The sequence below is a fragment of the Burkholderia sp. 4NA327C6 genome (genome assembly GCF_005502655.1).
Classification (GTDB): Bacteria; Pseudomonadota; Gammaproteobacteria; order Burkholderiales; family Burkholderiaceae; genus Burkholderia; species Burkholderia contaminans.
On record NZ_SCNZ01000001.1, the window covers coordinates 303,106 to 323,968 of the forward strand.

At 66.9% G+C, this 20,863-nt stretch carries 17 protein-coding genes; 7 read left to right on the plus strand and 10 right to left on the minus strand.

What is annotated here, in order from left to right:
* Positions 1–9: 9 nt before the first annotated feature.
* Positions 10–930, minus strand: a complete 921-nt coding sequence (locus tag FFS49_RS01450; RefSeq protein ID WP_137909884.1) for a LysR substrate-binding domain-containing protein — start codon at positions 928–930, stop codon at positions 10–12.
* A gap of 136 nt (positions 931–1,066) precedes the next feature.
* Between FFS49_RS01450 and FFS49_RS01455 the strand changes: the two genes are divergently transcribed.
* The gene (locus FFS49_RS01455; RefSeq protein WP_131931533.1) at positions 1,067–1,840 is read left to right on the plus strand and encodes a transporter substrate-binding domain-containing protein; all 774 of its coding nucleotides are present in this window, start codon (positions 1,067–1,069) and stop codon (positions 1,838–1,840) included.
* A gap of 60 nt (positions 1,841–1,900) precedes the next feature.
* Complete coding sequence (locus FFS49_RS01460; protein ID WP_137909883.1) at positions 1,901–3,016, plus strand: succinylglutamate desuccinylase/aspartoacylase family protein; 1,116 nt, start codon at positions 1,901–1,903, stop codon at positions 3,014–3,016.
* Positions 3,017–3,279: 263 nt separating this feature from the next.
* On the opposite strand, the gene FFS49_RS01465 is transcribed toward FFS49_RS01460, so the two are convergent.
* Entirely contained in the window at positions 3,280–4,068 is a 789-nt protein-coding gene (locus tag FFS49_RS01465) for an IclR family transcriptional regulator (protein WP_039367952.1), read from the minus strand.
* A gap of 228 nt (positions 4,069–4,296) precedes the next feature.
* Between FFS49_RS01465 and pcaF the strand changes: the two genes are divergently transcribed.
* On the plus strand, positions 4,297–5,499 hold the full coding sequence (gene pcaF, locus FFS49_RS01470) for a 3-oxoadipyl-CoA thiolase (RefSeq protein ID WP_071331902.1): 1,203 nt from the start codon (positions 4,297–4,299) through the stop codon (positions 5,497–5,499).
* 88 nt (positions 5,500–5,587) lie between these two features.
* Here pcaF and FFS49_RS01475 read toward each other — a convergent pair whose 3' ends face one another.
* The 3 genes from FFS49_RS01475 to FFS49_RS01485 form a co-directional block, all read right to left on the minus strand.
* Positions 5,588–6,115, minus strand: coding sequence for a DUF523 domain-containing protein (locus FFS49_RS01475; protein ID WP_137909882.1), 528 nt, complete (start codon positions 6,113–6,115; stop codon positions 5,588–5,590).
* Positions 6,116–6,204: 89 nt separating this feature from the next.
* Positions 6,205–6,765, minus strand: coding sequence for an N-acetyltransferase (locus FFS49_RS01480; RefSeq protein ID WP_039367917.1), 561 nt, complete (start codon positions 6,763–6,765; stop codon positions 6,205–6,207).
* Positions 6,762–7,619 (minus strand): class I SAM-dependent methyltransferase, encoded by an 858-nt coding sequence (locus FFS49_RS01485; RefSeq protein ID WP_071331905.1) that lies wholly within the window; start codon positions 7,617–7,619, stop codon positions 6,762–6,764. The genes FFS49_RS01480 and FFS49_RS01485 overlap by 4 nt, the downstream gene beginning before the upstream one ends.
* Positions 7,620–7,943: 324 nt before the next feature.
* On the opposite strand from FFS49_RS01485, the gene FFS49_RS01490 reads away from it, so the two are divergent.
* Both FFS49_RS01490 and FFS49_RS01495 read left to right on the plus strand, forming a co-directional pair.
* Complete coding sequence (locus FFS49_RS01490; protein ID WP_137909881.1) at positions 7,944–9,488, plus strand: PAS domain-containing methyl-accepting chemotaxis protein; 1,545 nt, start codon at positions 7,944–7,946, stop codon at positions 9,486–9,488.
* A 412-nt stretch (positions 9,489–9,900) separates the two neighbouring features.
* Positions 9,901–11,445 (plus strand): PAS domain-containing methyl-accepting chemotaxis protein, encoded by a 1,545-nt coding sequence (locus FFS49_RS01495; RefSeq protein WP_137909880.1) that lies wholly within the window; start codon positions 9,901–9,903, stop codon positions 11,443–11,445.
* A gap of 118 nt (positions 11,446–11,563) precedes the next feature.
* On the opposite strand, the gene gabD is transcribed toward FFS49_RS01495, so the two are convergent.
* Positions 11,564–13,033: an NADP-dependent succinate-semialdehyde dehydrogenase gene (gene gabD / locus FFS49_RS01500; protein ID WP_021156413.1), complete on the minus strand. Its 1,470-nt coding sequence runs from the start codon at positions 13,031–13,033 to the stop codon at positions 11,564–11,566.
* Positions 13,034–13,125: 92 nt separating this feature from the next.
* Positions 13,126–14,409, minus strand: a complete 1,284-nt coding sequence (locus FFS49_RS01505) for a 4-aminobutyrate--2-oxoglutarate transaminase (protein ID WP_083266220.1) — start codon at positions 14,407–14,409, stop codon at positions 13,126–13,128.
* Between the two features lie 126 nt (positions 14,410–14,535).
* Between FFS49_RS01505 and FFS49_RS01510 the strand changes: the two genes are divergently transcribed.
* Complete coding sequence (locus FFS49_RS01510; RefSeq protein WP_137909879.1) at positions 14,536–16,047, plus strand: PLP-dependent aminotransferase family protein; 1,512 nt, start codon at positions 14,536–14,538, stop codon at positions 16,045–16,047.
* Positions 16,048–16,165: 118 nt separating this feature from the next.
* Here the strand turns inward: FFS49_RS01510 and FFS49_RS01515 are convergent, their stop codons facing one another.
* The 3 genes from FFS49_RS01515 to FFS49_RS01525 are packed head-to-tail and all read right to left on the minus strand — an operon-like array spanning position 16,166 to position 19,397.
* On the minus strand, positions 16,166–17,698 hold the full coding sequence (locus FFS49_RS01515) for a YfcC family protein (RefSeq protein WP_137909878.1): 1,533 nt from the start codon (positions 17,696–17,698) through the stop codon (positions 16,166–16,168).
* Between the two features lie 29 nt (positions 17,699–17,727).
* Complete coding sequence (locus FFS49_RS01520; RefSeq protein WP_071331909.1) at positions 17,728–18,501, minus strand: IclR family transcriptional regulator; 774 nt, start codon at positions 18,499–18,501, stop codon at positions 17,728–17,730.
* Positions 18,498–19,397 carry an N-formylglutamate amidohydrolase gene (locus FFS49_RS01525; RefSeq protein WP_137909877.1) on the minus strand — a complete coding sequence of 300 codons (900 nt, stop codon included), beginning with the start codon at positions 19,395–19,397 and terminating at the stop codon, positions 18,498–18,500. Before FFS49_RS01525 ends, FFS49_RS01520 begins: the two co-directional genes overlap by 4 nt.
* A gap of 349 nt (positions 19,398–19,746) precedes the next feature.
* Between FFS49_RS01525 and FFS49_RS01530 the strand changes: the two genes are divergently transcribed.
* A complete protein-coding gene (locus FFS49_RS01530) occupies positions 19,747–20,850 on the plus strand; it encodes a porin (protein ID WP_171026706.1) in 1,104 nt (367 codons plus the stop codon).
* The last annotated feature ends 13 nt before the right edge of the window (positions 20,851–20,863 follow it).

Genomic DNA, 20,863 nt, shown 5'->3' on the forward strand with positions numbered 1-20,863 from the left:
CATACGCGCTTACCGCCCGCGCACCACCCTCAGGTACGACGCGAGCATCGTCGCGAGTTCCTGCGCGGCCGGCGTGAGCGGCACGGCCGCGCGTTGCAGCAGGCAGATGTCCTGCGATTCGGCTTGTTCACGCACCGGCACCTTCGCAAGCGCGCCGGCAAACGGCCCGTGCCGCGTCACGGCTTCTGTTTCGAGCGACAGGCAATCGGTCTGCGTGACGAGCTGCAGCGTCTCGAACATCCCTTCGACGGTGGCGAGGATCTTCGGCGGCGGCAGGCCGTGCACGTCGAAGTACGCGAGCAGCCGGTTGACGACGGGGTCCGCGCTCAGGTTCGGCGAGCGCGTCGACACCCACGCGTAGTCGGCCAGCTCGGCGAGCGATTTCGCGTGCATTGCCGGATGCCCGTGGCGGCACACGACCACCGGTGCGGACGAGCGCAGCGGCGTGACCGCGAGATCGGTCGTGTCGGTCTGCTTCGCGACGAGCGCGATCGCGAAATCCACCGCGCTTTCCCGCAGCCAGCCGATCATCATCCGCGACGTGCCGGTGCGCAGATGCACGTCGACCTTGTCGAAGCGCGCGCGGAACGCGCTCAGCACCGGCGCGAACGCATCGATCAGCGGCTCGGCCACGAGGCCGAGCGTAACGGTGCCTTCGTACGCGCCGCTCAACTGACGGATTTCCCGCTCGACCTGCTCGCATTCGCCGAGGATCGAACCGGAGCGCGCGAGCAGCCGCTGGCCGACGGCCGTCGGCACGATCCCGCGATTGGTGCGCGTGACCAGCGTCGCGCCGAGCGTTGCCTCGAGGCTCTGCAACTGCTGCGTGACGCCGCTCTGCGCGAGGTCGAGCGCGCGTGCGGCCGCGCGCAGGCTGCCGTGCTCGACGACGGCCTGGAAGATGCGGAGCTGGGAGAGCGTGAACGCCATGGGCGAGCGCGGGGCCGGTGATCGGGAAAAGTGATCATGATAAGGCAGCGGGCGATTCCGGCGGCGGCGCGTGCGCACTACGATCGCAGGCAGTCCGGCTCGTGCCGTTTGCCCATCGTCCCGCCCTTCGTCGACCATGAAACGTACTCTCCTTCCGCTCGTTTCCCTGTGCCTTGCGTTCGCGGCCGGCGCCGCACACGCACTCGATGCGCGCCCCGTGCGCCTCGGCATCGACCCGACTTATCCGCCGATGGATTCGAAGGCGCCCGACGGCAGCCTGAAGGGCTTCGACGTCGATCTGGGCAACGAGATCTGCCGCCGCGCGCAGTTGCGCTGCCAGTGGGTCGAGCTCGAATTCTCCGGGATGATTCCCGCGCTGCAGGCGCGCAAGATCGACGCGATCCTGTCGTCGATGGCGATCACCGGGAAGCGCGAGAAGCAGATCCTGTTCTCGTCGAAGCTGTTCCGTTTCAAGTCGCGGCTCGTCGCGCGGCCCGGCAGCGGCGTCGACAGCACGACCGCGTCGCTTGCGGGCAAGCGCGTCGGCGTGCAGTCGGGCACGCAGTTCGAATCGTGGGCGCTCGCGCACTGGGCGCCGGCCGGCGTCAGCGTGGTGCCGTACAAGAGCCAGGACGACGTGTTCGCCGATCTCGTCAACGGCCGCCTCGATGCGGCGCTGCTGGGCACCGTGGAAGCCGACTACGGCTTCCTGCGCACGCCGAAGGGCAACGGTTTCGCGTTCGTCGGTGCGCCGCTCGACATGGGCGATCGCGGTGTGGGCATCGGCATGCGGCAGTCGGATACGGCGCTCAAGGCGTCGATCGACGGCGCGATCGCGTCGATGCTGAAGGACGGCACGTACGACCGGATCGCGAAGAAGTATTTCGACTTCAACCCGTACGGCGATTGAGCGCCGTGCGACCTTGACGTTTCACCCGCTTCTTCGTTTTCATTTCGTTCGAGACCATCGATGCAGATTCGCACCACGCCGCTCCTGTCGCCGTCGATCGGCACGCAGCGCACGCTGACGAGCTTTCATTTCGGGCCGGCCGACACCGGCCGCAAGATCTACCTGCAGGCCGCGCTGCACGCGGACGAGACGCCCGCGATGCTCGCGGCGTTCGTGCTGAAGCAGCGTCTCGCGCAGCTCGATGCCGAGGGTCGGCTCGCGGCCGAGATCGTGCTCGTGCCGGTCGCGAATCCGGTCGGCCTCAATCATCACCTGCTCGGGCAGTTCATCGGCCGTTTCGATCTGGCGAGCGGCCGCAACTTCAATCGCGGCTTCCTGCCGCTCGCGGAAATCGCCGCGCGTGCGCGTGACCGGCTAGGCGACGACGGCGAACGCAATCGCGCGATCGTGCGCGAATGCGTCGGCGCGGCGCTCGACGAGATCGCGCCGCGGACGGAGTTCGATTCACTGCAGCTGGCGCTGCTGAAGCTGTCGCTCGACGCCGATGTGGTGATCGACCTGCATTGTTCGCTCGAAGCGGTGATGCACGTGTACACGAGCGATACCGCATGGCCGGAAGTCGAGCCGCTCGCGCGTTATCTCGGCTCGGAGGTGTCGCTGCTCGCCGAGGATTCGGGCGGGCATGCGTTCGACGATGCGCATCACCTGCTGTGGACGCAGTTGCGGCAGCACTTGCCGGCGGGCACGCCGATGGCGGCCGGCACCGTGGCCGTGACGGTCGAGTGCCGTGGCCAGCGCGACGTGACGTACGACCATGCGGAACGCGATGCCGATGCGCTCGTCGACTATCTCGTATGGCGCGGCGCGGTGCAGGGCGAACGCAAGCCGCTGCTGCCGCTCGCCGCGCCGGCCACGCCGCTGGCAGGCAGCGAGCAGTTCCATGCGCCGGTGAGCGGGATCCTCGTACACCGCGCGGCGATCGGCGCGACGATCCGCGCCGGCGATCCGCTGTTCGACATCGTCGATCCGCTGACGGACAAGATCACGACGATCTCGAGCGCGACCGACGGCGTGTTCTATATGCGCCGCGCGATCCGCTTCGTGACGGCCGGCGCGCCGCTTGGCCGCGTGACGGGCACGGTGCCGGTGCGCAAGGGGATGTTGCTCGGCGCGTGAGCGGTGCGCCGTCCTACCGGTGCGCGGCGCAATTTCGTTCTTGTCAAATTGACCGTATTTCCGCGCGTCACTAAATTGTGCGGCGCGGAGCTTGCTCCGTGTTCCGTGAGAAGAACGTTGCAATCACGTGGAGTTGATACGGGCAGCCCTGGGCTGCCCGTTTTTTTGCTCGATTGTCGTATCAGTGATATGACAATCGAGCCGGACGCGTCGTTGCATCGGTTTTTCGGGAAGCCGTACGTCGTGACGGCCCCGCCCGTTACTCACCCCCGCCGCGCCACCAGCTCCGACACCGTCTGCGCGGCCTGCTGCAGCGGCCCGAGAAACTCCTTCACCATCTGCTTCGCGGTATGCCGCTGCGCGTTGCCGCTGATGTTCATTGCCGCGATGATTTGCCCACGCCGGTTGCGGATCGGCGCGGACAACGACATCAGGCCCACTTCGAGTTCCTGGTCGACCACGGCCCAGCCCTGCTGGCGCACCTGCGCGATCGCCGCCTTCAGTTCGCCGAGGTCGGTGATCGTGCGCGGCGTATGCGCGCGGATGCCGCTTTGCGCGAGCGTCTCGTCGAGCTCGGCGTCGTCGAGCGCGGACAGCAGCACGCGGCCCATCGACGTGCAGTACGCGGGCAGCCGGCTGCCGATCGACAGGTTGATCGTCATGATCTTGCGGGTCGGCACGCGCAGCACGTAGACGATCTCGGTGCGGTCGAGCACGGCTGCCGAGCAGCTTTCGTGGATCTGCGCCGACAACTGCTCCATCACGGGATCGGCGAGATTCCAGAACGGCATCGACGTGAGGTATGCGAAGCCGAGCTCGAGGATCTTCGGCGTGAGCCGGAACAGCCGGCCGTCGGCCTCGACGTAGCCGAGCGTCTGCAGCGTGAGCAGGATCCGGCGCGCGCCCGCGCGCGTGAGCCCGGTGGCCGACGCGACCTCGGTGAGCGTCTGCTCCGGGCGGGCCGCGTCGAATGCGCGGATCACCGCGAGGCCGCGCGCGAACGACTGGACATAGGAGTCGCCGGGTTTCGTCTGAGTGTCTTCGGTTGTCATGAGCGCCTGGAATATCGTGCAGCCGAGAAGATAGCGCATGGGGCCTGACACGCCAACCGCGCGGCGGACCGCGCGCTTGACAGGTCGTCCCCGCACTCCCTATGATGCGTTGAACGTTCGATACACGATCTTATGTTCGTATATAGAACATTTAAGCGCATCCCGACGGGCAATGCAAGGGGCGCGCCCTGTTCATTCCCCCAGCCTGTCCTGGGACCGGAGACACTGATGACCGAAGCTTTTCTGTGTGATGCGATCCGTACGCCGATCGGGCGTTACGGCGGTGCACTGTCCGGCGTGCGCGCCGACGACCTGGGCGCGGTGCCGCTCAAGGCGCTCGTCGAGCGCAACCGCGACGTCGACTGGACGGCGATCGACGACGTGATCTACGGCTGCGCGAACCAGGCCGGCGAGGACAACCGTAACGTCGCGCGCATGTCGGCGCTGCTCGCAGGGCTGCCGCAGGGTGTGCCGGGTTCGACGATCAACCGCCTGTGCGGTTCCGGCATGGATGCGGTCGGCGTGGCCGCGCGTGCGATCAAGTCCGGCGAGGCCGCGCTGATGGTCGCGGGCGGCGTCGAGAGCATGACGCGTGCGCCGTTCGTGATGGGCAAGGCCGCGAGCGCGTTCGCGCGCCAGGCCGACATCTACGATACGACGATCGGCTGGCGCTTCGTCAATCCGCTGATGAAACAGCTGCACGGCGTCGATTCGATGCCGGAGACGGCCGAGAACGTCGCGGTCGACTACAACATCAGCCGCGCCGACCAGGACCTGTTCGCACTGCGCAGCCAGCAGAAGGCCGCGCGCGCGCAGCAGGACGGCACGCTCGCCGAGGAAATCGTCGCGGTCACGATTGCGCAGAAGAAGGGCGATCCGCTGGTCGTGTCGCGCGACGAGCATCCGCGCGAAACATCGCTCGAAACGCTGGCGAAGCTGAAGGGCGTCGTGCGCCCGGACGGCTCGGTGACGGCCGGCAACGCGTCGGGCGTCAACGACGGCGCTGCGGCGCTGCTGCTCGCGAACGAAGAAACCGCGAAGCGCTTCGGCCTGACGCCGCGCGCACGCGTGCTGGGTATCGCGACGGCCGGCGTCGCGCCGCGCGTGATGGGCATCGGGCCCGCGCCGGCCACGCAGAAGCTGCTCGCCCGGCTCGGGATGACGATCGACCAGTTCGACGTGATCGAGCTGAACGAGGCGTTCGCGTCGCAAGGTCTCGCGGTGCTGCGCATGCTCGGCGTGGCCGACGACGATCCCCGCGTGAACCCGAACGGCGGCGCGATCGCGCTGGGCCATCCGCTCGGCGCGTCGGGCGCGCGTCTCGTGACGACCGCGATGTACCAGCTGCATCGCACGAACGGCCGCTTTGCGCTGTGCACGATGTGCATCGGCGTCGGCCAGGGCATCGCGATCGCAATCGAACGCGTCTGACCTGCGTCACACGGCGAAGCGGCAGGTTACCGCTTCGCGCTGTCCGAAACGATGCGCGGCACGAGGGTTCTCGTGCCGCGCATCGTCGTTAACCGGCCCGCGACAACTGCTTGAGGCGCGCATCGAGCGCATCGATCTCGGTGTCCGCGAACACTTCGATGCCATGCTCGCGCAGCAACGCCGCCGTGACACCGGCGCCCGCGTGCCGCCGGTTCTCGAAGCTCCCGTCATGGATGAACGTGCTGCCGCACGACGGACTGCCGTCGGCGAGGATCGCGAAGCGGCAATCATGCGCGCGCGCGAGGGCCAGCGCGGTATGCGCGCCGGCTACGAACGGTGCGGTCACGTCGGCGCCGTTGACATCGACGATGCGCGCGGCGCCCGCCAGCACCCGCTGCCCCGATTCGCCGTCGGCGATTTCGGCGGGCGGGCGCGGCACGCTGAAGCCGCCGGCCAGTTCGGGGCAGACCGGCACGAGGCGCCCTTCGCGCTGCCACCGTTCGAGCGCCTCGTGTGCGGCGGTCTTGGCCGAGCCGTTGTAACGGACCGGATGACCGACCACGCACATGCTGACGAGGATCTTCGGCATGGCTTGCGGCTGCGCTTCATTCTGCAATTTTGCTCTCCGTGATGCCGCGATGCCGTGATGCCGATGGAGGCCGCGGCAAAGCGGGAAATTCTACGTTTCACCCGTGCGCCGGTGCGTCAGGCCGTCGGCGCTTCCAGATGAATGTCTTCCGGCTCGAGCGCGTACAGTGCCGGGTCGGGCGATGCGCTGACCGTGAAGCCGAGCCGCAGGTAGAAGTCGATCGTGTTCCGCGACGGCGTCGCGGACACGTACAGGCGCGCAGCACCCATCGCGCGCGCCTGCTCGCGGGCCGCGCGGTAGAGCTGCTCGCCGAGCCCGCAGCCGCGCCAGTCGTGGCTCACGTGCAGGAACTTCAACTGCAGCATGTCGCCGCGCGGGCCGAGCGGCTGGCTGTCGACGAAGACCGCCGCGACGAGCCGCGCGCCGTCGAACATGCCGACGCACCAGCCGCCGCGATCGTGGCAGTCGAGCAGGATCGGCGTGTAGTGGTCGGCCTCGCCGTCGGGCCAGCCCGCGACGTCGTAAAAGTCGGGAACGAGATGCAGCGCACCGTCGCGCAGCACGTACAGGTGCTCGATGATCTCGCGCCGGTCGATGGTCCACACGAGCGGCACGTCGTCGCGCGTGAGCCGGCGGGCGACCAGTGCGTCGCGTTCGGCGGCGGTGCGGCGCGTCATGCGGCCTCCCGATGCGCGGCGATCGCAAACATCAGCGGCAGGCGCGGCATGCCGTCGGGCGGCACCATCCGGCGGCCGTCCAGCTCGCGCATGTCGTCGAAGCCTTTCCAGCCGTTCGCATACGGATATTCGGTCAGGCGGTCGATCACGAGCCCGGCCGATACGAGCGCGTTCACGACTTCGCCGATGCCCCACATGAACTCGTAGCTCGGATGCGGGTTCGCGAAATCGACGACGCCCGGATGGTCGTGCTGCGCGCCGAGCCCCGTGCCGGATGCGGCAACATAATCGCCGACACCTGCCGGCTCCTCGGTCGCATCGCCTTTGAAATAGTCGTAGTGCGGCTTCCAGTGTTCGTCGAAATACAGCGCGAACGGATGGAACTCGACCATCGCGAAACGGCCGCCGGGCGCGAGCAGCGCGGCGATCCCGCGTGCCCACGCGTTCAGGTCGGACAGCCAGCAGATCGCGCCGTACGACGTGAACACGCGAGCGAAGCGCTCGCCGCGCGCGGCGGCCTCGGGCATCCAGTCGAGCACGTCGGCGCGCTCGAAGCGTGCGGGCAGGCCCGCGTCGGCCGACAGTTGTCGTGCAAAGGCGATCGCTTCGTCGGAGATGTCGACGCCCGTCGCGTCCGCACCGGCGCGCACGAGGCTCAGCGTGTCCTGTCCCGCGTTGCACTGCAGGTGCAGGAGCCGCAGCCCGCTGACGTCGCCGAGCAGTTCGCGTTCTTCCGGAAAGAGCGTCGAGCCGCCTGCGCGGAAAAATGCGGCCTGATCCCCTTTATGGCTGTTATGCGCGACTGTCGCCGTATTCCAGGACAGCCGATTCAGTTCGTGCAATGCCTTTTTCATCGAATTCGAATGCTGGTTGAATGGAGCAGGATAGATGGAATCGTTTCGCCGAGTGTAACGGCCGACCGCATTGACCTGCCTCGCGGCTTGGCCGGGCGGCGCGGCGTGGCATATGAATGAACGCGCGTGGCGAATATTGCCGGATTATTTGATCGAAATCATGGTGGCCGCCGAATTGAATATTTTATGCGAAGAAAGGGTAAGGTTTTTCCCCAATATGCCGACAGTCTGATGAAGACCGTCGTAAAGCGATAAACCGTTTTTCGGCTACTGAGCGTGAAGTCAGCGCGACGCGGACGTCAGATCCGCTTTTCGGAGCCTTGCATGCGCAATAACCAGCCCGTTACCCAACAGGAATTCGATTTTCCCGACGACGTCACGCTGATGTCGACGACCGACGCAGACAGCATCATCACCTATGCCAACACGACGTTCGCACAGGTGAGCGGCTTCACGAACGAGGAACTCGTCGGCCAGCCGCACAACGTGGTGCGCCACCCGGACATGCCGCGCGAAGCGTTTGCCGACATGTGGGCGACGCTCAGGCGCGGCGAGCCGTGGACCGCGCTCGTGAAGAACCGCCGCAGGAACGGCGATCACTACTGGGTGCGTGCGAACGCGATTCCCGTGATGCGCAACGGCGAGCCGCAAGGCTACATGTCGGTGCGCACGAAGGCGCCGCACGACGAGTCCGAGGCTGCCGATGCGCTGTATCGTGCGTTCCGCGAAGGCAAGGCCGGCCAGCGCCGGTTCCACAAGGGGCTGGTGATCCGCACGGGGCTGATGCGCATCGCGTCGCTGTCGCAGACGATGTCGGTGCGCGCGCGTGTGCACTCGGCGCTGTGCGTGCTTGCGCCGGCGGTCGTTGGCGCGGGCTGGGCATGCGGGCTGGCGGGCGGCGGGCTCGCGGCGTTTGCCGGCGTGACGGTCGGCGTGACGGCGGCGGCCGGCCTGTGGCTTGATGCGCAGATCGTGCGTCCGCTGAAGCGGCTGCGCGACCAGGCGCTGAACGTCGCGACCGGTGAAAGCCGGCGCGGCGTGCGGATGAACCGTGTCGACGAGATCGGCATGACGCTGCGCACGATCAACCAGCTCGCGCTGATGTTCCGCTGGCTCGTCGACGACGTCAGCGAGCAGGTGCACAACGTGCAGCGTGCGAGCAACGAGATCGCGCAGGGCAACAACGATCTGAGCGCGCGCACCGAGCAGGCGGCGTCGAGCGTGCAGGAGACGGCCGCGTCGATGGCCGAGATGACGGCGACCGTCGACAGCAACGCGGAGACCGCGCTGCAGGCGAACCGGCTCGCGATGTCGGCCAGCGAGGCGGCCGGGCGTGGCGGACAGGCGGTGGGCGAGGTCGTCACGACGATGAGCGACATCACGGCCAGTTCTCGCAAGATTGCCGACATCATCGGCGTGATCGACGGCATCGCGTTCCAGACCAACATCCTTGCGCTGAACGCGGCCGTGGAAGCGGCACGCGCGGGCGAGCAGGGGCGCGGCTTCGCGGTGGTCGCGGGCGAGGTGCGGGCACTCGCGCAGCGCAGCGCGAATGCGGCGAAGGAGATCAAGACGCTGATCGGCGCGAGCGTCGAGCGCGTCGAATCGGGCGTGCGGCGTGTGGACGAGGCAGGCAAGACGATGGAGGACATCGTCACGCAGGTGAAGCGCGTGTCGGACCTCATTGCGGAGATCAGTTCGTCGACGGCCGAGCAGAGCACGGGAGTTGCGCAGGTCGACCAGGCAGTCGTGCATCTGGACAACATCACGCAGCAGAACGCAGCGCTGGTCGAGCAGAGCACGGCAGCGTCGGAGAGCCTGAAGCAGCAGGCAACGCGTCTCGTGGATGCGGTGAACGTGTTCCGGTGATCGTCGGGGCGCGCACGTGATGTGCGCGCCAAATCAATACATCAGGGTTGACGCGCGCAATGCGCGTTCAGGGTTTTTGATTTATTTGAAATGCGCCAAACGAGAAATATTCGTATTCAAATTTCACGTTTTTGATTTGGATCAATTTTGGCGAATTGCATTAAATCGTAAGACGAATATCCGCCAAACCGTTGCCTGTATTGGTGTTTAGTTTCATATGTAAACAAGATGTTTGGTAAAGGAAAGATGATGCGTTTCTAATGCATATTTTCCCGAATACACCATAATGTTTTCGTGGAATTTGCCGAAAGCGCAGGAGCAGGACCAACGTGCATGCGGATAAGCCGCAATGCGCGGGGTCTCGAATCAATCGACGAGCGGACGCAAGATCCGTCACCCGGAGCTCCACACCATGCGCAACAACCAGCCCGTCACGCAACGCGAATTCGATTTTCCCGATGACGCGACGCTGATGTCGACCACCGACGCGAACAGCTACATCACCTACGCGAACGCGGCCTTCATGCAGGTCAGCGGATTTTCCCCCGAAGAGATCGAAGGCCAGCCGCACAACGTCGTGCGGCATCCGGACATGCCGCAGGAGGCGTTCGCCGACATGTGGGCGACGCTCAAGGGCGGCGAGCCTTGGACCGCGCTCGTGAAGAACCGCCGCAAGAACGGCGATCACTACTGGGTGCGCGCGAATGCGATTCCGGTGATGCGTAACGGCCAGCCGAAGGGATACATGTCGGTGCGCACGAAGGCGACGCGCGACGAGATCGCGGCTGCGGAGGCGCTCTACAAGGAATTCCGCGAAGGGCGGGCCGGCAACCGGCATTTTCACAAGGGGCTGATCGTCCGCAAGGGCGTGGCCGGATTCACGTCGCTGTTCCAGACGATGTCGGTGCGTGCGCGGCTCCATGCGTCGCTGTGCGTACTCGCGCCGGTCGTGGTGGCCGGCGGCTGGGCGTGCGGGCTGGCCGGCGGCGGGCTCGCCGCGTTCGCGGCGGTGACGGTCGGTGCGGCTGCTGCTGCGGGGCTGTGGCTCGATGCGCAGATTGCGCGCCCGCTCATGCAGTTGCGCGACGAGGCGCTGCGCGTGGCGACCGGCGAAAGCCGCAGCGGCGTGCGGATGAACCGCGTCGACGAGATCGGCATGACGCTGCGCACGATCAACCAGCTCGGGCTGATGTTCCGCTGGCTCGTCGACGACGTCAGCGAGCAGGTGCTGAACGTGCAGCGCGCGAGCAACGAGATCGCGCAGGGCAACAACGACCTGAGCGCGCGCACCGAGCAGGCGTCGACGAGCGTGCAGCAGACTGCCGCGTCGATGGCCGAGATGACGGCGACCGTGTCGAGCAATGCGGAGACGGCGCTGCAGGCGAATCAATTGTCGGTATCGGCGAGCGACGCGGCCGAGCGCGGCGGGCAGGCGGTGAGCGAGGTGGTCGCGACGATGAACGACATCACGGCCAGCTCGCGGAAGATCTCGGACATCATCGGCGTGATCGACGGCATCGCGTTCCAGACCAACATCCTTGCGCTGAACGCGGCGGTGGAGGCCGCGCGGGCCGGCGATCAGGGGCGTGGTTTCGCGGTGGTCGCGGGCGAGGTGCGGGCGCTTGCGCAACGCAGCGCGAATGCGGCGAAGGAGATCAAGACGCTGATCGGCGCGAGCGTCGAGCGGGTCGAATCGGGTGCACGGATCGTCGATGGCGCGGGCAAGACGATGGAGGACATCGTCACGCAGGTGAAGCGCGTGTCGGACCTCATTGCGGAGATCAGTTCGTCGACGGCCGAGCAGAGCACCGGTGTCGCGCAGGTTGACCAAGCGGTGGTGCATCTGGACAACATCACGCAGCAGAACGCGGCGCTCGTCGAGCAGAGCACGGCGGCGTCGGAGAGCCTGAAGCAGCAGGCGACGCGGCTGGTGGAGGCGGTGAACGTGTTTCGGTGATGAGCGGTGGAAGAAGTGACGCGGGCACGGCGGCGAGGGGTACCGGCCCGCGTCGGACCGCCCGGTTCCGGCCGGGCGGTCAGGGCCTGTCACCGAAGCGGCGCCAGGCCCCGAACCGTCAGACGGCGAGGCAGAGGTACTTGATCACGACGTAGTCGTCGATGCCGTAGTGCGAGCCTTCGCGCCCGAGGCCCGACTGCTTCACGCCGCCGAACGGCGCGACTTCGTTCGAGATCAGGCCCGTGTTCACGCCGACCATCCCGTATTCGAGCGCTTCCGCCACCTTCCACACGCGGCCGATGTCGCGGCTGTAGAAGTACGCGGCCAGGCCGAACTCGGTGTCGTTCGCGAGGCGGATCACTTCGTCGTCGCTGCCGAACTTGAACAGCGGCGCGAGCGGCCCGAACGTCTCTTCCTTCGCGACCTTCATCGCCGGCGTGACGCCCGTCAGCACGGTCGGCTCGAAGAAGCCGTGGCCGAGCGCGTGGCGCTTGCCGCCCGTCACGACGGTCGCGCCCTTCGCGAGCGCGTCCTCGATGTGTGCCTCGACCTTCAGCACCGCGGCTTCGTTGATCAGCGGACCTTGCGTGACGCCCGGCTCCGTGCCGCGGCCCACCTTCAGCTGGCCGACGGCCGCCGCGAGCTTCTGCGCGAACTGGTCGTACACGGCTTCATGCACGTAGAAACGGTTCGTGCACACGCAGGTCTGGCCGCTATTGCGGTACTTCGACGCGATCGCGCCCTGCACGGCCGCATCGAGATCGGCGTCGTCGAACACGATGAACGGCGCGTTGCCGCCGAGTTCCAGCGACACCTTCTTGACCGTCGCCGCGCATTGCGACATCAGCAGGCGGCCGACCGGCGTCGAGCCGGTGAACGACAGCTTGCGCACGATCGGGTTCGACGTCAGCTCCCCGCCGATCGCCTTCGGGTCGCCCGTGACGACGCTGAACACGCCCGCCGGCACGCCCGCGCGCTCGGCCAGCACAGCCATCGCGAGCGCCGAGAACGGCGTCGCTTCAGCCGGCTTCACGACGATCGGGCAGCCTGCGGCAAGCGCCGGGCCGACCTTGCGCGTGATCATCGCCGCCGGGAAGTTCCACGGCGTGATCGCCGCGCACACGCCGATCGCTTCCTTCGTCACGACGATGCGCTTGTCGCTCGCCGGCGTCGGGATCGTGTCGCCGTACACGCGCTTGCCTTCTTCCGCGAACCATTCGAGGAACGATGCGGCATAGCCGATCTCGCCCTTCGCTTCGGCCAGCGACTTGCCTTGCTCGGTGGTCAGGATCAGCGCGAGGTCGTCGGCGTTTTCCATCATCAGGTCGTGCCACTTGCGCAGGACGACCGCACGTTCCTTTGCCGTCTTCTTGCGCCACGCCGGCCAAGCGGCGTTCGCGGCTTCGATCGCGTGACGCGTCTCGGCCGTGCCCATCGCCGGCACCGTGCCGAGCAGGCCGCCCGTCGCCGGGTTGCGGACTTCGAACGTCTCGCCGTTCGTCGCGCCTTGCCATTCGCCGTTGACGTACGCCTGCTGGCGGAACAGCGACGGGTCTTTCAGTGCCAGGGTTTCCTGAACCGTGCTCATATGAATCACCTGCTTCGAATAGGACGGATGAAACGGCCGCCGCCGTCACGAAGACGGCGGCGGCGCAATCAGTTGATGAAGTCGACGGACACTCAGGCCGGCACGCCGACCGTTTCCTTCAGCACTTCCTCGAGGATCACGAGCGCTTCGTCGAACACGGCTTGCGGGATCGTCAGCGGGAACAGGAAGCGCACGACGTTCGAGTACACGCCGCACACGAGCAGCAGCAGGCCGCGCTCGAGCGCACGCGTCTGCACGCGCTTCGTGAATTCCGCATCCGGCTCGCCCGAGCCCGGCTTCAGGAACTCGACCGCGATCATCGCGCCCGGGCCGCGCACGTCGGCGATCTGCGGCACGTCGGCCTGCAGTGCGTTCAGCTTCGCCTTCAGCACGTCGCCCAGTTGCGTTGCGCGCTCGCACAGCTTCTCTTCGTCGATGATCTCGAGCACCGCGTGTGCCGATGCGACGGCCAGCGGGTTGCCCGCGTACGTGCCGCCGAGGCCGCCGGGCGCTGCCGCGTCCATCACGTCCGCACGGCCGACGACGCCCGACAGCGGCATGCCGCCTGCAAGGCTCTTCGCCATCGTGATCAGGTCGGCCAGCACGTCGTAGTGCTGCATCGCGAACAGCTTGCCGGTACGCGCGAAGCCCGTCTGCACTTCGTCGGCGATCAGCAGGATGCCGTGCTCGTTACAGATCTTGCGCAGCGCGCGCACGAACTCGGCCGGCGCCGGGTTGAAGCCGCCTTCGCCCTGGACCGGTTCGAAGATGATCGCGGCGACGCGCTTCGGATCGATGTCGGCCTTGAACAGCATCTCGATCGCCTTGATCGAGTCGGCGGTCGTCACGCCGTGCACGGCGTTCGGGTACGGCGCGTGGAACACGTCGCCCGGGAACGGGCCGAAGTTCAGCTTGTACGGGGCGACCTTGCCGGTCAGCGCCATGCCCATCATCGTGCGGCCGTGGAAACCGCCCGAGAACGCGATGACGCCCGGACGGCCGGTCGCTGCGCGCGCGATCTTGATCGCGTTCTCGACGGCTTCCGCGCCGGTCGTGAAGAACGCGGTCTTCTTCGGGAAATCGCCCGGCGCGCGGTCGTTGATCTTTTCAGCCAGCTCGACGTACGACGCGTACGGGACGATCTGGTAAGCGGTGTGCGTGAAGTTGTTCAGCTGATCCGCGATCGCCTTGACGATCTTCGGGTGGCGGTGGCCGGTGTTCAGCACCGCGATGCCGGCGGCGAAATCGATGAAGCGGCGGCCTTCGACATCCCACAGTTCCGCGTTCTCGGCGCGGGCTGCGTAGAAATCGCACATCACGCCAACGCCGCGCGGGGTGGCGGCGTTCTTGCGGGCCTGCAGGTCGGCATTCTTCACGGTCATCTCCTTGATGTTCTGTCCGGTGGGATAAAAAACGGCCGCGTTGGCAGCCCATGGAGGCGACTATAATCACATTTGGCTCTGGCAATCAGAGCCATTTCAATAAATATTCAGGAGCCAATCATGCGCGCGAGCGTGTTGTCGGACTGGCTGGCGCAGCGCCTCGTGCGCGGCGGCGAACAGCCGATCTACCGGCAGCTTCACCGGCTGCTGCAACAGGCGATCCTGTCGCGCGAACTGCCGGCCGGCACGCGCGTGCCGTCGTCGCGGCTCCTGGCCGCTGAGCTCGGGATCGCGCGCAACACGGTCACGCAGGTTTACGAACAGCTTGCGCTCGAAGGCTACGTGAACTCGGCAACCGGCCGCGGCACGTTCGTCGCCGACAGCGCGCCGGACGAGATCGTCGGTGCGCCGACCGACGCGGCGGCTGCGCGCCCGGCGCTCGTGCAGGCTTCCGTGCGGCGGCTGTCCGCGCGCGGCACGCGGCTCGTCGAAGGCGCCGGTGTATCGAAACGGCAGGGCGGCGCGTTCATGCCGGGCGTGCCCGATGTGTCGCGATTTCCGGCGCGCGTGTGGACGCGGCTGCACAACAAGTACTGGCGGCGCCTGCGCCCCGACCTGCTGACCTACGCGCCGGGCGGCGGGCTCGCGCTGCTGCGCGAGGCGCTGGCCGACTACCTGCGCACGTCGCGCTCGGTGCGCTGCACGCCCGAGCAGATCGTGATCACGACCGGCATTCACCAGTCGATCGACCTCGCGGTGCGGCTGCTGACCGATCCGGGCGACGCGATCTGGACCGAGGATCCGTGCTACTGGGGCGTGCGCAGCGTGCTGAACGTGTCGGGGCTGACGACGCGGCCGATTCCGGTCGACGACGAAGGCATCGCGCCGTCGGCCGCCGATCTCGCCGAACCGCCGAAGCTGATGCTCGTCACGCCGTCGCACCAGTATCCGCTCGGGATGGTGATGAGCCTCGCGCGGCGGCGGATGCTGCTCGAATACGCGCGCCAGCACGGCTGCTGGATCATCGAGGACGACTACGACAGCGAATTCCGCTACGGCAGCCGGCCGCTCGCGTCGCTGCAGGGTCTCGATACGGCCGGGCAGGTGATCTATGTCGGCAGCTTCGGCAAGACGCTGTTCCCGGGGCTGCGGGTCGGCTACCTGGTCGCGCCGGAGCCGCTCGCGGAAAGTTTCGCGACCGCCAGCGCCGAGCTGTATCGCGAAGGGCAGTTGCTGCAGCAGGCGGTGCTGGCCGAATTCATCGCGGAAGGGCACTTCGTGTCGCATATCCGCAAGATGCGCACGTTGTATGGGCAGCGGCGCGAGGTGCTGCTCGACGCGGTCGCGCGGCGCTACGGCAACACGCTGCACGCGCTCGGCAGCGATGCCGGGCTGCATTTGGTCACGCAGTTGCCGGAAGGCGTCGACGATCGCGCGGTCGCGCAGGCCGCGCTCGAACGCAATATCGTCGTGCGGCCGTTGTCGGGATATTACGCGGACCGCGAACGTGCGGCGCCGGGGTTGCTGCTCGGCTACGCGTGCGTGCCGGAGGACGAGATCGCGATCGCGTTCGCGACGCTCGCCGAGGCGATCGACGAGCGGGCGTTTGGTCGGGTGGTCGAGGTGGCTTGAGCGGCGCATGCGGTGGCGGTATCGCGTTGCGATGCCTGCCGCGTCCATCGATACCGGACGGCGGCGAGCGCTTCGCACCGCGAAGAGCACGTGCGCGCTGCAGACCCTACCGCGAACCTCAATACCCGATCCACACCGCGAACGTCAGCACGACGCACGACAGCGCGAGCAGCGTCAGGAACAGCGGCAGCACGAAGCGGATCCACGCGCCGAAATCGACGCGCGCGGTGGCCAGATACGCGAGCAGCATCCCGGACGTCGGCGTGACGAGGTTCGTCAGCCCGCCGCCGAGCACGAATGCGAGCACCGACGTCTGGCCGCTCACGCCCGAGAGCTGCGCGATCGGCCCGATGATCGGCATGCTGACCGCCGCCTTGCCGGACACCGATGGAATGAACACGTCGAGCACCATCTGCACCGCCATCAGCCCGTTCGCGACCCACACCGGCGACTGACCATCCGCGAGCCGCGTGAAGAAGTTGATCAGCGTGTCGAGCACGAGGCTGTTCTGCAGCAGCAGTTCGACGGAAGCGGCGAGCCCCATCAACAGCGCCGCGAGGATCATGTTCTTCATCCCGTCGACGAACGCGTCCGCCGCACTGCGCGAATCGAGCCCGCCGATCACGGCCGTCGCGATGCTCACGAACGTATAGAACGCCGCCAGCTCGACGTTGCCCCACTTCAGTTCGCGCGTGCCGTAGATCAGCATCGCGACCGCCGCCGCGAACACGACCAGTGTCGCCTTGTGGCGCAGCGACAGCTTCGCGGTTGCTTGTGCTACATGGCCGGTTGCGGTTTGCCCGGCGCGATAGCCGGTGCTGCGCACGTAGCGCAGCAGGTACAGGATGCCGATCGTCAGGAAGACGACGAACACGGCCGCGCGCAGCGCGACGCCGCTGAACAGCGGCACGCCGACCAGCGGCTGCGCGACGGCCAGCGCGAGCGGGTTCGTGACCGACGCGATATAGCCGATCTTCGCGGCAAGCGCGACCAGTGCGACCGCGAACAGGTCGGAGAGACCCAGGCGCCGCGCCATCACGACCACCATCGGAATGATCACGAGGTACTCGGAGATGAAGCCGAGCAGCGTGCTGCCGAGCCCGATCAGGATCATCAGCATCGGTGTGAGCAGGTACGCATTGTTGCCGGTGAGCTGCAGCAGCCGGTCGATGCCCGCGTCGACCACGCCGGTGCGGCGCATCACGCCGAACATCCCGCCGACGAACATCACCATCACGATCAGCGGCGCGTTCTTCAGCAATCCTTCCGGTATCGCGACGAATGCCGAGACGAGGCTCGCGGGCATCGCATGCGTGGGCGTGCTGTGGCTCACTGCCGGTGCAACGAGCGTCGTGAGCGCGGTGGTCTTCGGCACCACGTGATAGGTGCCCGGCACGACGAGCCGGCCGTTGCGCTCGAAGCGGCCGGAATCGACGATCCAGGTGAGTGCGATCGCGACGGCCAGCACCCACAGCATCATCACGACCGGATGCAGCATCTTGCCGTGCGGATGCGGCGCGCGGCCGGCGTGGGCCGATGCGTCGCCGGGCGCATTGCCGGCCGCGTCGTGGGTCGCTGCATCAGCCGGTGCCGCGAGCGGGGTGGCGTCGGCGGCGCGTGCGCCGGCCGGGTTCGGGGAAGAGGCGGACATCGGATCCTCGTCGAAGAAGGAGCGGGCCGTCAGGCCGGTTGCAGCGCGGCGCGCGCCGGGACGTAGCCGAGTTCGGCGGAAATGGCGAGGCTGCACGCCTGCAGGCGCTCGAGATAGTCGGGGATGTCGGCGTGGCTCACGCGCACCTCGGGCCCCGTCACGCTGACCGACGCGACCGTTGCGCCGGTCAGGTCGCGCACCGGCACCGCGATCCCGACCGCGCCGGGCGTCACCTCGCCGCTGCTCACCGCGTAGCCCTTGCGGGCGACCGCGTCGAGTTCGCCGGCGAGCTTCGCCGGATCGTCGGCGTGCCCGTTTCGGCGCAGTTGCGCGAGGTATTCGTCGCGCACCGGATCGGGCGCGAAGGCGAGCAGCACCTTGCCCGATGCGCCGAAATTGATCGGCCGGCGGTTGCCGACCGCACCGACGGTGCGCACCGCATGCGTCGTTTCGCAGCGCGCGACGCACACCGATTCGAGCCCTTCGCGCACGCGCAGCACGATGGTCTCGTTGATCGCCTGGTTGAGCGCGAGCATGTGCCGGTGCGCGGCGCGCACGAGCGCGTTCTGCTGCGACGCGGCCACGCCGATCACGAACGCCTGCGGGCCGAGCGCATAGGTGGACGTGCGCGGGTCCTGCACGACGAAGCGGTGCAGTTCCAGCGTGCACAGCATCCGGTAGGTGCGCGACTTGTTGATGCCGAGCTGCGATGCGAGCTCGGTCACGCCGAGGTTCGGGTGTTCGGCGACGTAGGTCAGCAGCTTCAGCGCGCTGTCGACGGCGTCGACGATATAGGTCGTCATGCGATTTCTCCCTGCGGCGCGATGCGCGCGCGGACGTAATCGGCGAGCGCGTCGAGATAGGCGTCGACCGAGCGCTTCAGCGTCGCAAATCCTGCGTGTTTCGCGAACGCGGCCTCGTCCATGTACAGCGCGCGATTGAATTCGATCTGGATGCTGTGGCGCTGCCGCGCGGGATCGGCGAGCGCGGTCAGCAGATCACCACCCTGGTACGGGTCGTTGACCTGCACGCGATAGCCGGCCTCGGCGAACCACTGCGCGGTCCACGCGGTGAAGGCCGGGTCGGCGGTCGTGCCGCGCCGGTCGCTGACGACGACGTCCGGCCGCAATGCGCCCGCGTCGACGTTCATCGCGTTGCCGCGTGACTTCATCGAATGGCAGTCGATATGCCAAAGCGCGCCGTGCGCGGCGTGCAGCGGCTCGGCGATGGCGGCGAGCGCGCGGCGGTACGGCAGGTAGTACGCGTCGATCCGGTGGCGCACTGCGTCGAGCGACAGCTTGCGGTCGTACAGCGGCACGCCGGGCAGCGCGTCGCGCCGGATCAGCCCCATCCCGCGCTGCGTGTACGGCTGAGGCGACAGCGGCTCGGGCCACGGCTCGGCGAGCAGCGTCGCGTCGATGTCGGTTTCCGCGCGGTTCGGGTCGATGTATGCGCGCGGAAACGTCGCGCCGAGCAGCGTGCCGCCGCGCGCGGGCGCGCCGGCCCACAGTTCGTCGATGTACGCGTCCCACGTCGTGCGGATCGCGTCATCGGGCGCGACGGTGGCGAAGTCCGGCGGATACGCGATGCCGCTGTGCGGCGAGTCGACGACGATCGGCAGGGCCGGCACCGTCGGCGTCGCGACGAAATACGCAGGCGATGCGCCGGCAGTCGCGTTGTTGCAATTAAACGTCAGCATGGGGATCAGGTTCTTTACCTAGTTTTTCAGAATGTCTCGTGCGTTTGTTTTAATCGTTAAAACAGCGTATCAATATTTCACAACGACTGAAAATCGCGGTCAAGGGCTTTTTGCGATACCGGGATTACGCGTCGCGATCTGGCTGTAATGCCCGTAGATATTGGGCTTGTTTCATTCTTTGAAACGCCTGGCGATTCAGAGGTATTCGACTCCCGTGTGCGATTTTTGGCATCGCTTGACGCTTCAAATCGCCGAATTCGACAATGAATAAGACGATGTTTTATTCAATAAAACACGTTTCGAGTGAAATAAATCGCTCCCCATATTCAATCGACAAAAGGGGTCGGAGATGAAGCGGAAAGGAATGGCGGTCGCGCTGGCGGGTATCGCAACGGCGGCGGGTGCGATGCACGCGCATGCGCAGTCGAGCGTGACGCTGTACGGCGTGGTCGATTCGGGGATCACGTACACGAACAACCAGAACGGGCATGCCGCGTGGCAGGCGACCGGCGGCAACGAGCAGGGCACGCGCTTCGGGCTGCTCGGCAAGGAAGACCTCGGCGGCGGCACGCGCGCGGTGTTCCGCCTCGAGAACGGCTTCAACATCGAGAGCGGCGCCGCGAGCCAGGGCGGCCGGCTGTTCGGGCGCCGCGCATACGTCGGACTGGAGAACGACCGCTGGGGCACGCTGACGATGGGCCGCCAGTACAACGCGGCGCAGGAAGTGCTGGAGCCGCTGCAGATCGGCGCGACCACCGCGCTCACGCAGTACGCGCTGCATCCGTTCGATACCGACGACCTGAACAACACGTTCCGCACCAACAACTCGGTGCAGTACCAGACGCCCACGTGGTACGGGCTGCACGCGGTCGGCCTGTATGGCTTCTCGAATTCGACGTCGTTCGCGCAAAACCGCGTGTGGAGCATCGGAACGAGCTACGAGAACGGGCCGCTGCAACTCGGTGCGGCGTACGTGCGCGTCGATCATCCGGCGCTCGACACCGCCGGCGCGGCGGCGTCCGACAACTACTACACGTTCATCAAGGGCGTGACACGCCAGCAGATCTGGGGCGCGGGCGGCGCGTACGCGTGGGGCGCTGCGACGTTCGGGCTGCTGTACACGAGCTCGCTGTTCAACCTGCAGACGGGCGGCGCGATGCGTTTCAACAACTACGAGGGCAGCGTGCGCTACCTGATGACGCCCGCGCTGCAGTTCGCGCTCGGCGAAACCTACACGCAGGTGCTCGCATCGCAGGGGCCGAAGCCGAGCTCGCACTACCTGCAGACGAGCGTCGGTGCGCAGTATTTCCTGTCGAAGCGTACCGATATCTACGTGAACGCGTTCTACCAGCGTGCGTCGTCGAACACGGTGGCCGCGATCGAAGGAATCTCGAATCCGTCGAGCACGCGCACGCAGATCGTCGCGGTGACCGGCATCCGGCACAAGTTCTGACGCGGCGGCAGGC

Excerpts from the sequence above, each read along its gene's own strand:
- FFS49_RS01455 (WP_131931533.1), top strand. The coding sequence starts at position 1,067 with ATGAAACGTACTCTCCTTCCGCTCGTTTCCCTGTGCCTTGCGTTCGCG.
- pcaF (WP_071331902.1), top strand. The coding sequence starts at position 4,297 with ATGACCGAAGCTTTTCTGTGTGATGCGATCCGTACGCCGATCGGGCGT.
- gabD (WP_021156413.1), bottom strand. The coding sequence starts at position 13,033 with ATGAGCACGGTTCAGGAAACCCTGGCACTGAAAGACCCGTCGCTGTTC.
- FFS49_RS01520 (WP_071331909.1), bottom strand. The coding sequence starts at position 18,501 with ATGACGACCTATATCGTCGACGCCGTCGACAGCGCGCTGAAGCTGCTG.
- FFS49_RS01460 (WP_137909883.1), top strand. The coding sequence starts at position 1,901 with ATGCAGATTCGCACCACGCCGCTCCTGTCGCCGTCGATCGGCACGCAG.
- FFS49_RS01510 (WP_137909879.1), top strand. The coding sequence starts at position 14,536 with ATGCGCGCGAGCGTGTTGTCGGACTGGCTGGCGCAGCGCCTCGTGCGC.
- FFS49_RS01515 (WP_137909878.1), bottom strand. The coding sequence starts at position 17,698 with ATGTCCGCCTCTTCCCCGAACCCGGCCGGCGCACGCGCCGCCGACGCC.
- FFS49_RS01525 (WP_137909877.1), bottom strand. The coding sequence starts at position 19,397 with ATGCTGACGTTTAATTGCAACAACGCGACTGCCGGCGCATCGCCTGCG.
- FFS49_RS01480 (WP_039367917.1), bottom strand. The coding sequence starts at position 6,765 with ATGACGCGCCGCACCGCCGCCGAACGCGACGCACTGGTCGCCCGCCGG.
- FFS49_RS01450 (WP_137909884.1), bottom strand. The coding sequence starts at position 930 with ATGGCGTTCACGCTCTCCCAGCTCCGCATCTTCCAGGCCGTCGTCGAG.
- FFS49_RS01485 (WP_071331905.1), bottom strand. The coding sequence starts at position 7,619 with ATGAAAAAGGCATTGCACGAACTGAATCGGCTGTCCTGGAATACGGCG.
- FFS49_RS01495 (WP_137909880.1), top strand. The coding sequence starts at position 9,901 with ATGCGCAACAACCAGCCCGTCACGCAACGCGAATTCGATTTTCCCGAT.
- FFS49_RS01490 (WP_137909881.1), top strand. The coding sequence starts at position 7,944 with ATGCGCAATAACCAGCCCGTTACCCAACAGGAATTCGATTTTCCCGAC.
- FFS49_RS01465 (WP_039367952.1), bottom strand. The coding sequence starts at position 4,068 with ATGACAACCGAAGACACTCAGACGAAACCCGGCGACTCCTATGTCCAG.
- FFS49_RS01530 (WP_171026706.1), top strand. The coding sequence starts at position 19,747 with ATGAAGCGGAAAGGAATGGCGGTCGCGCTGGCGGGTATCGCAACGGCG.